Annotated in this window: 21 protein-coding genes; all 21 read right to left on the reverse strand. The window is 67.3% G+C overall.

Annotated elements, in window-relative coordinates; all coding sequences use genetic code 11:
* Positions 1–17: 17 nt before the first annotated feature.
* Genes HSO01S_RS12660 through HSO01S_RS18790 form a run of 21 tightly spaced genes read right to left on the reverse strand, consistent with a single transcriptional unit; the run spans position 18 to position 9500 of the window.
* The gene (locus HSO01S_RS12660) at positions 18–311 is read right to left on the reverse strand and encodes a hypothetical protein (protein WP_066041936.1); all 294 of its coding nucleotides are present in this window, start codon (positions 309–311) and stop codon (positions 18–20) included.
* Positions 308–814 (reverse strand): hypothetical protein, encoded by a 507-nt coding sequence (locus HSO01S_RS12665; RefSeq protein ID WP_066041938.1) that lies wholly within the window; start codon positions 812–814, stop codon positions 308–310. The genes HSO01S_RS12660 and HSO01S_RS12665 overlap by 4 nt, the downstream gene beginning before the upstream one ends.
* Positions 811–1158 (reverse strand): hypothetical protein, encoded by a 348-nt coding sequence (locus HSO01S_RS12670; protein WP_157079053.1) that lies wholly within the window; start codon positions 1156–1158, stop codon positions 811–813. Before HSO01S_RS12670 ends, HSO01S_RS12665 begins: the two co-directional genes overlap by 4 nt.
* Positions 1155–1373, reverse strand: a complete 219-nt coding sequence (locus HSO01S_RS12675) for a hypothetical protein (RefSeq protein ID WP_066041941.1) — start codon at positions 1371–1373, stop codon at positions 1155–1157. Before HSO01S_RS12675 ends, HSO01S_RS12670 begins: the two co-directional genes overlap by 4 nt.
* Positions 1374–1383: 10 nt before the next feature.
* The gene (locus HSO01S_RS12680; protein WP_066041943.1) at positions 1384–2508 is read right to left on the reverse strand and encodes a hypothetical protein; all 1125 of its coding nucleotides are present in this window, start codon (positions 2506–2508) and stop codon (positions 1384–1386) included.
* Positions 2505–2867, reverse strand: coding sequence for a hypothetical protein (locus HSO01S_RS12685; protein WP_157079054.1), 363 nt, complete (start codon positions 2865–2867; stop codon positions 2505–2507). Before HSO01S_RS12685 ends, HSO01S_RS12680 begins: the two co-directional genes overlap by 4 nt.
* A complete protein-coding gene (locus HSO01S_RS12690; RefSeq protein ID WP_066041947.1) occupies positions 2813–4003 on the reverse strand; it encodes an AAA family ATPase in 1191 nt (396 codons plus the stop codon). The genes HSO01S_RS12685 and HSO01S_RS12690 overlap by 55 nt, the downstream gene beginning before the upstream one ends.
* Complete coding sequence (locus HSO01S_RS19090) at positions 4000–4527, reverse strand: hypothetical protein (RefSeq protein WP_066041949.1); 528 nt, start codon at positions 4525–4527, stop codon at positions 4000–4002. Before HSO01S_RS19090 ends, HSO01S_RS12690 begins: the two co-directional genes overlap by 4 nt.
* Positions 4524–5228: a helix-turn-helix domain-containing protein gene (locus HSO01S_RS12700; protein WP_066041952.1), complete on the reverse strand. Its 705-nt coding sequence runs from the start codon at positions 5226–5228 to the stop codon at positions 4524–4526. The genes HSO01S_RS19090 and HSO01S_RS12700 overlap by 4 nt, the downstream gene beginning before the upstream one ends.
* Positions 5228–5368 (reverse strand): hypothetical protein, encoded by a 141-nt coding sequence (locus HSO01S_RS18780; protein ID WP_157079055.1) that lies wholly within the window; start codon positions 5366–5368, stop codon positions 5228–5230. The genes HSO01S_RS12700 and HSO01S_RS18780 overlap by 1 nt, the downstream gene beginning before the upstream one ends.
* Positions 5368–5796, reverse strand: a complete 429-nt coding sequence (locus HSO01S_RS12705) for a hypothetical protein (protein WP_157079056.1) — start codon at positions 5794–5796, stop codon at positions 5368–5370. Before HSO01S_RS12705 ends, HSO01S_RS18780 begins: the two co-directional genes overlap by 1 nt.
* Positions 5793–6098: a hypothetical protein gene (locus HSO01S_RS12710; RefSeq protein WP_066041956.1), complete on the reverse strand. Its 306-nt coding sequence runs from the start codon at positions 6096–6098 to the stop codon at positions 5793–5795. Before HSO01S_RS12710 ends, HSO01S_RS12705 begins: the two co-directional genes overlap by 4 nt.
* Positions 6095–6682 (reverse strand): hypothetical protein, encoded by a 588-nt coding sequence (locus HSO01S_RS12715; protein WP_066041958.1) that lies wholly within the window; start codon positions 6680–6682, stop codon positions 6095–6097. The genes HSO01S_RS12710 and HSO01S_RS12715 overlap by 4 nt, the downstream gene beginning before the upstream one ends.
* Entirely contained in the window at positions 6679–7527 is an 849-nt protein-coding gene (locus tag HSO01S_RS12720; RefSeq protein ID WP_066041960.1) for a PD-(D/E)XK nuclease-like domain-containing protein, read from the reverse strand. The genes HSO01S_RS12715 and HSO01S_RS12720 overlap by 4 nt, the downstream gene beginning before the upstream one ends.
* The gene (locus HSO01S_RS12725) at positions 7524–7763 is read right to left on the reverse strand and encodes a hypothetical protein (protein WP_066041962.1); all 240 of its coding nucleotides are present in this window, start codon (positions 7761–7763) and stop codon (positions 7524–7526) included. Before HSO01S_RS12725 ends, HSO01S_RS12720 begins: the two co-directional genes overlap by 4 nt.
* Positions 7760–8005 (reverse strand): hypothetical protein, encoded by a 246-nt coding sequence (locus HSO01S_RS12730; protein WP_066041964.1) that lies wholly within the window; start codon positions 8003–8005, stop codon positions 7760–7762. The genes HSO01S_RS12725 and HSO01S_RS12730 overlap by 4 nt, the downstream gene beginning before the upstream one ends.
* On the reverse strand, positions 8002–8298 hold the full coding sequence (locus HSO01S_RS12735) for a hypothetical protein (protein ID WP_066041966.1): 297 nt from the start codon (positions 8296–8298) through the stop codon (positions 8002–8004). The genes HSO01S_RS12730 and HSO01S_RS12735 overlap by 4 nt, the downstream gene beginning before the upstream one ends.
* Entirely contained in the window at positions 8295–8459 is a 165-nt protein-coding gene (locus HSO01S_RS18785) for a hypothetical protein (RefSeq protein ID WP_157079057.1), read from the reverse strand. Before HSO01S_RS18785 ends, HSO01S_RS12735 begins: the two co-directional genes overlap by 4 nt.
* Entirely contained in the window at positions 8459–9064 is a 606-nt protein-coding gene (locus HSO01S_RS12740; protein WP_066041968.1) for a hypothetical protein, read from the reverse strand. The genes HSO01S_RS18785 and HSO01S_RS12740 overlap by 1 nt, the downstream gene beginning before the upstream one ends.
* Positions 9061–9339, reverse strand: a complete 279-nt coding sequence (locus HSO01S_RS12745; RefSeq protein ID WP_066041971.1) for a hypothetical protein — start codon at positions 9337–9339, stop codon at positions 9061–9063. Before HSO01S_RS12745 ends, HSO01S_RS12740 begins: the two co-directional genes overlap by 4 nt.
* Positions 9336–9500: a hypothetical protein gene (locus HSO01S_RS18790; protein ID WP_157079058.1), complete on the reverse strand. Its 165-nt coding sequence runs from the start codon at positions 9498–9500 to the stop codon at positions 9336–9338. Before HSO01S_RS18790 ends, HSO01S_RS12745 begins: the two co-directional genes overlap by 4 nt.
* Between the last annotated feature and the right edge of the window lie 11 nt (positions 9501–9511).

The raw sequence follows: 9511 nt of genomic DNA on the forward strand, positions 1-9511 counted from the left end.
CTGGATGCGCTTCGGCATCACTTCACCTCCCGGATCTCGGCGGCACGAAGGTCGGCCTGCATCCGGAGCGACCCAAGGATGTTGCGCGCGGTGAGCGCCGGCCGATCGTCGACCATGGCCTGCACCCTCTCAGCGGCTTCGCGCCATGCTTCGGCTGCGGCTTCCCTCTTGACCCTGGCAAGCCAGTCATCGAAGACTTGGCCCGCTATCGCCTTCTCCTCGTCGGCGCTACGGCTCAGTACGGGCATGCCGCTCGTAGCGCTCAGCGTGTAGATCTGCCGAAGCCGCTCGGTCTTCAGTTCGTAGCTCACTGGTCGCCTCCTGCCCGGTAGGGGTTCTCGGACTCGAGGACGCGGTTACCGATCGGGCGGTGCTCCCATTGGGCGGTGACGCCCGCCCACCATGCTTCGGCCTTGACGCGAGCAAGCACTTCCTGTGATCGGGTTGACTCGAACGCGGTTCCGATCCACTGAATCATCTCGGCATCGGTCGAGCCCAGAATGCTTGTGGCCTCCATGAGGGCGACAACGACGGCTTCTGCTTCTGCCGCCCGGGCCTCAGCCTGGATCGCGTCTGCCGCGTTGTTGTTCGCCTGATCCTCAGCTACCCGCAGTTCAGCTTCGAGTTCGATGATCCGTTCGTCGCGGGACCGCACCGCAGCCACCAGGGCAGGGACAGCCGCACGAAGTTCCACCTGCGCGCGCTTGCGGGCCTGAAACACGTCCGACAGCTCTCCGATCCGCCATTCGCCGGGGACCGCCCTGCGTGCGAGTTCTTCGATGCGGGCCAGGTCGTCAGGGGTGAGAGCGGTCACGAGCGGGCCTCCTGAGCCTTGTCTAGGTCGCGGAACACCCGAAAGACCCGGTTGCTGTCGGCTATGCGCTGGTCTTCATCGTTGGCCCGCAGCTCGGCGGCGACCATCACGTCTCGGCTGGTGAGGCCGGATAGCTCCGACACCAGGCCGACGATTGCGAGACGTTCGGCAGCAGTAGTGCGCCATGTCAGGTAGCCGATGCACGACTCGTGGTAGACCTTCCCGTCGCGGTTGCCGAAAGAGAAGCGGTAGTCGCGCTTCCATCGGAACCGGTGGCCGCAGTGCTCACACCGCAGAGTCGACCAGCGCTTCACCTCGCGTAGGTCCATCCATTTCGCGGTCACGAGGGATCACCTTCCATCGACGCCTTCAGCACCTTCTCGAGCTCGTCAGCCATCGCCGTCTCCCAGCCGCGTGAGGCGATGTGAACGCCGTTGAGTGCGTCCTGGATGATTTGCAACTGCTCGCGGCTCATCTGGACAGTGATAGGGGTGTCGCCGAGCGGGTGCCAGATCCGATGCACGTGCTCGGCTTCGGTCTTCTCTTCGTTCTCGTTCATGGTTGCCTCCTCAGGCTGCTCGGTGTTCGTGGTGGCAGTCGCATGGGCACTCGGCCCACCCGCACTGCTTGTGCTTGCCCTGCTCGCAGGGAAGCGAGATCGTGACCGTCGCGGCCCGCTCGGCGGCCTTGAAGTCGGGTGCGTGCTCGGCGGCGTCGATGACGGTTCCGCAGTGCTGGCACCACACGTACAGCTGGTGCCCGAGGCCCACCTCGGCGGCGACGGCGTACTCCTCGCACTCGGGGCACCGGCGGGGCGACACGACCCGTTCACGGGGCGCGGTGAGCTTGTAGCGGCCCCGGAACTCGCGTCCGATGTCGGCGATGTCCTCCGTCCACGCCTTCACTGTGAGCGGCGGGAGCCCGGACACGATGCGGCGCTCGTGGGTCTCGTACCAGGCGGCGAGGTCGGTCATCACGAGGCGGGCGGCGTACTCGTCGGCCCAGAAGTCGGGCAGCCGCTCCCCGGACCGCCGGTACCAGGTCAGCATCACCAGCGACGCGCCGAGGCCGAGGGACTCGTCGAACTGGGCCATCCACTCGTTCACCCGCTGGAACAGGTCGTGGGAGTCCTCGACCGCCTGAGCGTTCAACGGGATCGGCGCCTCACGCGTCCCCGACACGCGGGGGCCGCGCGCCGACTCCATCGACGGCTGCACCTGCGACCGGATGAACGGCAGCACCTCGATGAGGTCTCGCAACTGCCGGCGCGCCCGACCGAAGCACGGCCCGCACAGGTGCCCGAACTTCGCCAGCGCCGGCTCGATGCCGCACACCTCGTCGGACTCGCCGGTGCGCTTCCAGAAGTGGTTCACGCACGTCTTCACGCACGGCTGCACCTCCGGATCGTGCCCGGCGGGCAGTGAGCAGTTCCACCGCCCGGAGAGTGTGCATTCCCGGGAGGCCACAGCGGCCTCCACGGCGTCGATAGCGGCCCGAATGGACTCCCGGGCATCCGGGGTGCCGTTCGCCGCCTCACGGGCCGCCTGGGACGCCATGACCTCGGCTGACTCCTCGTCGATACCCATCGCGAGGTAGTCCTCGACGGTCAGGACGGCCCGCACCTCCGTGAGTGCCCGGTCGACGCTGTCAGCGAAGGCGCCGATCGTCGGCCAGGTGGTGGTTTCGTCGGTCATGACTGGTCCTCCCGGATCTCGATTGCGTGCCTGTCGATGGGCAGGTCGTCGATGAGGTTGTGCTCCCACTGCGCGAGCGGTGCGGCGTCGATGCGCTGCTGCGCGACCCGGTTGTGCTCCGCGAGCATCTCGATCGCCTCAGCGGCAGCGACGGTCAGTTCCGCGGCGAGTTGCTGAGCCTGCTCAGGCGAGTAGTCCGTGCACTTCCGGATCTGCCGCAGCTCGATCCGGTAGCCGTCGTTCACCTCGACCTCCGCGATCGTCATGGGGGTCTGTTCGATCACACTCATCTGCTTTCCCTTCGTCATTTGCTTGCTTCCCACGGCCACGTCGATCCGCGCCACAGCGTCTTCGGCCACGGCCTATCCCTGTCCCGGCCGCCGCGCCACGGCACGACGTCGACCGCCTGCCCCGGCTTCCCGATGTGCGACGGCTTCAGCCCGAGCCCGAACTCCGGCCACCCGAGGAGGGCCGCCGACCCGCGCGGCCTGAGGTCCCGGTCGCCGTTCGCGCCGGCCGCCTTGCCGGCGTGCGCCTCCATCACCAGGGCGAGGCCCCGGTCGCGGAGCGAGTCGAGGGCCACGATCAGCGGCGCGGCGTCGTCGTCGTTCGTGATCGCCCCCTGCACGAGCTTGTAGAGCGGCCCGATGTAAAGCAGGTCAGGCTTCTGCGCGTCCACCAGCCGGTGAATGTCCGCGAGGTCCGGGCCCGACGTGATGTCGATCCGGGACCCGGCCTTGATCTGGATGAAGTCCTGCGGGTCGCGGACACCGTGGTGCTTCGCGCCGTCGATGATCCACTTCACCTCGCGCCGCCACTGCACCTCCGTGTTCTCGGCGTCGACGACGAGGACCCGCGCCGGCGTCATGGGCGCGAACGTGATCGGGTGGATGCCCGCGGCCGCCAGGATCACGAGCTGCCGGGAGAGCGTCGTCTTACCGAGGCCCTCGGCGCCGGTCAGGATCAGCCGGTCGCGGCGCTCGAGCAGGTTCGGGATCACCCAGTCGTATTCGTCGGTCCCGCCCTCCATGACCTCGCGGAGGGTCTTCGTCAGCATCCGGCCCGACGAGCCGCCCTCGATGACCTTCGTGAGCTGCGACAGGACGCTGGTGGCGACGTCCGACGGTGAGCGGCCCTGCTGCAGCTGCCCGCTGATCGTCGAATTGACCGTGCCCAGCGCCCGACGCATCGCATCCGTCCGCACCGTCCGCGCATACTCGCCCGCCGCGTACGCGACGGTCATCTCCGCGTCGATCCAGTCGAACTCGGCGCCGGCCTCGATGCCACGGATTCCCCACTCGGGGAAGTTCGTCGACACCGTGCCGATCGGCACCGGCGACCCTGCCGCGGCACGCTCGAGCATGCGGGCAAAGATGATGCCGAGACGCTGATCCTCGAAGTCCGTGCCCGACACCATGCCGTGCACCGCCCGCGCCTGAGACGGATCCAGAAGGATCGCGCCGAGGAGGGACCGCTCGGCCCGCGACCCGGTCATGCGAGCCACCCCCGCGCCGTCGTCCGGATGCCGGTCTTCTGGATGGCTCGAGCGAGCCCGACGGTCATCGGCCACGGCAGCGGCAGCCGGTCGATCTTGCGGGCCTGCTTCGTGACGCGGAGCACCCCAGATTCGCTTCGGACCATCAGGCCCCAGCCGGTCGGGAGCTCGTCGAGCTTCGCGACCCGCGCGTCCGACGCCACGAGCCACCAGTAGTCGCAGTAGGGCCGGAACGCCTCGGCCTTCTCCGGGTCGCGCAGCTCGGTGAGCCAGTCGGACCGCGAAACCTTCACCTCGTGGCCGTGGACGACGTGCCGCTTCGACTCCCATCCGTCGATCGCGATGAAGTCGGCAGTGCGGAGCGGGCCGGCGCAGCGTCCCGAGAGCTGGTCATAGCCCATGAAGCCCGTGCCGTTGCGGACGTGCTCGGCGCGGATCCACCGGTCACCGTTGCCACCGTCCGACGTGTACCGGCGGGTGAGGGCATCGAGCATGTCGCGCTCGGTGACCTTCGCCCCGGTCACGACTGCATCCAAGCGTCAGGGTTCGCCACAGGCTGTTCAGTCGCTCGAGCCGGCAGCGGTTCGTCGTCCCACCGACCGTGGCTCAGCCACGTTGAGGGGTGAGGGATGAACTGCTTCTCCGGAAGGTTCGGATCCGATGCGAACCGCTGTGCACCAGCGATGATGTCGGCGGGATCGGTCTTCTTCGACGCGGCAGCGAACGCCTTCCGCGCAGCCTCCTTGCCGACCTTCCTCGGGTAGGCCATGTAGAACTCCGCGAACGACCCAGCACCGGTCGAATCCGCCGGAATATCCAGATCGAACATGTCTGGTGATTCATGGTGATTCTTACTGGTGATTACCCCCGCACTGTGCGGTGTGAGATCCGTGCCATTTGCGGTGTGAGGTGCCAGTGGTTGCGGTGTGAGATTCTTAGGCCGCATATTGCGGTGTGAGGATCCGACCCGCAACCGGTAGCGGTCTGAGGTGCGGTATCCGTCGTCCCGGCGCCGGGCCTGTCGCTCGATGTATCCGTCCTCCTCGAGCGACTTCAGCGCCCGCTGCACGGTGTCGACCGATGCGCCTATCATCCGCGCGAGACGCTCCTGACCGGGGAAGCAGGAGAACTCCTCGTCCGCCATGTCAGCGAGCGCGATCAACGTGAACTTCCTCGTCGTCGGGAGGTCGAGCTCCCATGCCCAGTGCGTCGCTTTGTACGCCATCAGTCCTTCACCTCCTCTTCGTCGAAATCTCCGCGCTTGATGCGCGCTATCAGGCCGTCGTAGATCGCCCCGTGCACCGCGTTCTCTGTCTGTGCCCGCTGGCCCAGCCAGGTGAGCAGGGCGACCTTGTCGACGCTCATCAGGCCCACCGCTTCCGGTTGAGCTCGGCCGACCATCGGGCCCACTCGTCGCCGTAGACGAACTCCATGAACTCCGCCACCTTTGCGGCCGACACCTCGTACCGCTCGCCGTCCGGGGTCAGCCGCCACCACGACAGCTCGGGGGTGTAGAAGACGGGCACCTTGTCGGCGCCGTACCGTGCCGGCACCCATCGGCGCACCTTCCACCCCGAGAACAGCGCCTGCGTCTGCAGGTCAGCTTCCGCGCGGGCGTTGCAGCTCGAGCAGAGCATCAGTCCTTCGGTGACGAGCGGCGGGATCTTCGACCCGCCCTGCCCGACCGCGGCCCGGTGCTGGAACTCGAGCGGACCGCGCGCACCGCAGGCCACACAGCGGTCGTTGTCACGATCCAATGTGAGGAGCCGCACCGAGGCGGTCGGGGCAGTCATGCGCGCACCTCGGCCCCGAGGATGTCCCGGATGCGCAGGATTCGACCGGCAGCTGCCACACCGAAGTCCATTGGCTCGACGACGATCTCCTCGATGAGGGCCAGCTGCTCCTCGAGCTTTACCGCGAGCTCCCGAGCACGGTCACGCTCACCGAGTGCGACCTCGAGCGCTTCGGATTTCGCCGCGAGCTCGGTCGGGACCGTGACGCGATGTCCGAGCGAGCACTCGTAGATCTCACCGTTACGGTCGAGGCCGACGAGTCCCAGGAGCAGCCCGCAATCCTCGCAGCGTCGGGCGTTCATGCGCTCTCTCCCTGCGTCTTGGGAGCGAGTTCGTACCAGGTCTTCGAGATCAGATTCACGACGACAGGGTCGGCGTGAGCCGCCTTCGCTTCGACGCCGAGGGCACCGACGGCGGCCTGGTCGATCTTCGCCGCGTCGGCGAGTTCGGTGAGCCAGTCTCGACCGGACTCGTCCTTCAAAGCGGCCGGCGGCGGGGTGTCGATCGGAAGAACCTCGTGCGGTGCACGCTTCCCCCTCGCGACGGTCAGCTTCACACTGAGGGTGTCCCCGATGTGGGACATGTGCGAGATCTGGATCCCGCCGACCTCTTCGCCGCCGAACTTGATCTTCGGGTTGCGGAACAGGGTCAGCTTTCGGCCGGCGTAGGCGTCGGTCTCTGCGCCCCACGCGGTCACCAGCACGCGCCTCATCGACTTCGACGGCTTGTACGGGCGTCCGTTGCCGAACTCCTCCGTGAAGACGCTCACGGGCTGCTCAGGGGTTCCCTTTCGCACCTCGACGATCGTGACAGTGACAGGCCCCGCGATGAGGTCGTCGGCGTTGAGCTGGTCCGACTTCGGGACGATGCTCTCTGTGAGATTCATTCGATCATTCCTTCGTTGAACATCAGCCACGTGGGCGGCTGGATCGGATCGGGGTCGAGGTCGTAGCCGGGCCACACGCCGGACGCGGTGCACTCGGCGTAGGTCTCGAGGGCTTCCTTCACGCGGTCGCGGCCGATCTCGGCGTACTCAGCCGCGAGCGGATACACACCGACCAGGTGCGGGGGCGCGGTCTCGACGACGATGAACTTCATCCGCCCGGAGAAGTCACCAGTCGCGAGGCCCAGCGCGTGCAGGTACCACTCCTGCTGCACGTGGTAGCCGTAGTTGGCTGCGGTCCGGGAGAAGTCCTCCGGGTGCGCCGACTTCGACGTGGTCTTCAGGTCGACCGTCCATGGCTCGGACTGGGCCGCGTTGGGCAGGTAGTCGAAGCGGGCCCGCATCCGGACGCCCGTGGCCGGGTCGGTGACGAACACAGAAGCCTCCGCGTCGCCCTGCTGCTCGAGCATCGCCCGCGCCCTGGGATGATCGAGGATCGCCTCCGCCATCGCGTCGACCTTCGCCATGTCGTCGGGGCTGATCGGCGCCAGACCGACCGCACGCTGCTTCGCAGCCCACTCGACGGTTTCGGCTCTCGTCGACACGTTGCCCGACTTCGTCAGATGCTCAGCCGGGTAGGCGATCACACCGGTGCCGACTCCGAGGACTTTCGCGTGAGCGACGTGCCCGACATCGAAGGCCTTCTTCCCGGGCTGCGGGTGCTCGACGTAGTGGCGGTACACGGCCGGGGCGAGGAGCAGCTTCCGGGCGCCCGTGGATGACAGCTCGGGGCCACCGTGGTAGACCTCGTCGGGCATGTCGAGGACGATGCCGTCGCGGCCGCTCATGACCACACCTCGTCGACGACGTACTCGCGGGAGTCGCCGGCGCCGAACAGGCTTCGCTCCCCGAACTCGTGGTTCATGCGGTCGGCTTCCGCTTCCGCGGCCACCTCGCTGTCGAACGTCTCGTGCACCGTCGACGTCTGCAACCCGTCACGGTCCTCGACGAGCTCGACGACGTTGTATTCGACGGTCAGCCCCGACGCCTGAGGGTCGGGTGCAAGCGTCGGGGCCGCGCTCATACGTGCACCCGGCGACCGTTGTCGTCGCGCTCGATCACGTTGCGGAACGTGGGCTTGCCGTAGATGGGCTCGAGCGGCGTCCTGATCCCGTCAGCACCATGCCGCGGCTTCTTGTCGCCGACGATCGGTCGTGACGCCAGGAGACGCTCACGGAGCACCGGGAACACCTCACGGGCGCCCGGCTGAAGGTGCGCCGAGCGGAGGCGAGCCTCGTGCTGCTGTCGGGTTGTCAGCTTGCTCATTCGTCGTCACCCCCGTCGAAGTCGAGTTCGGTCTCGCCCGAACGCACCTGGTAGGCCGACACGAGCAGCTCGCGCGCCTCCTCGGCCGCATCACCCGTCAGGACCTCGACGTGCTGCAGACCGGCCGTCGCCGTCCAGTCGCCGCCATCGTTCTTCCCGATCGCGTGACGCTTCACAAGCGCCACCACGACCACGGGCTCCGGCTCGATCTCGGGGCGCGTCCACTCGCCCTCGAGGTCCTGCAGCGCATCCTTGTTCTCGTCGGGCTTCTTCGACGTGTACTTCACGGTCATCGGCTCTTCCTCTCGAATCCGCGGGTGATCTTCTTCGTCTCGTTGCGGAACCCGAGCAGGCTCACGACGAAGACGGCGACGAAGAGCACCACCCCGATGCCGGCGAGGACCACGAGTCCCCAGATCACGAACCAGATGATGTCGAGCACTTGCTGTTCCATCACTTCTCTCTCTTCTCTCTCGTCGGCCACGGCACCTTGCTCATGGCCTCGTTCTGCCCTGCATGCGTGGGCCCCTCGATCGGGAACCCCGCCCACCACGCACCCGCGGCCGCCATGGCCAGCGCGTCCGCCTGGTTGTCGTCCGAGACCCGCGCCTCGGGAAATCTCTCGCGCATCCGCGCCTTCACCTGCGGCTTCTTCGCCGCCCCCGAACCGGTCGCGAGCATCGCCCGGTGCGAGTTGTTCACGACCACGACCACGCAGCCGCGCCGCTTCATGAGGTCGTAGATCCGACCCCACAGCCACGCCCGCTCGATGACCTTCCCCGCGGTCGCTTCACCCCGAGGCACGAACATCTCCTCGATCAGCACCAGCGACTCCGGCGGCGTGAACACGGCCACCGGACCGGCGATCTCACGGACCCGGGACCAGTTGCCCTCCCACCCCTCACGGGACGGGGACGCGACAGCCTTCGTCTCGACCTCGCCGGTCACGCTGATGCGTGCCAGGCCGGTGCCGCTCAGCGACGGGTCGATGCCGACCACGTCACGGAAGCCGAACCCGGCACCCGGGGCGATCTCACGGAACGCATCCTCGATGCTCACGAACGGCCGCCGATCGGGATGAACCGAATGAACTTGCTCGACAGCCGGGGCGTGCTGCACTGCTTACAGACCGACGTCTGCCCGCCCGCCTGCTTCACTCCGAGGTGCTCGGCCAGCGTGTCCTTATGCACCTGGCAGACCATCGACACGACAACCGAGCAGCACATCATCTGGATCGCGAAGTTCGCAGGGCGCTTGCACGTGCCGTTCACGAGCGTGCAGACCGGGTGGAAGTCGAGCCCGGCGAGGACCGTCTCGCCTTCGAGGGCGCTCACCGTCGCACCCCCGTTTTTGCCTCGAGCACGAACAGTGCCACGCCGGATGCGGCCATCACGACCGCGAAGACGAGGAGCAGACCGTTGACGCCGAACGCGAAGGACAGGAAGACGATCACCACCGCCGACCCGATGAATATCCCGATGAGGGTGTCCCTCAAAGCCAGCGCCT

Origin of the sequence: Herbiconiux solani NBRC 106740, from assembly GCF_001571005.1 — a bacterium.
Taxonomy (GTDB): Bacteria; Actinomycetota; Actinomycetes; order Actinomycetales; family Microbacteriaceae; genus Herbiconiux; species Herbiconiux solani.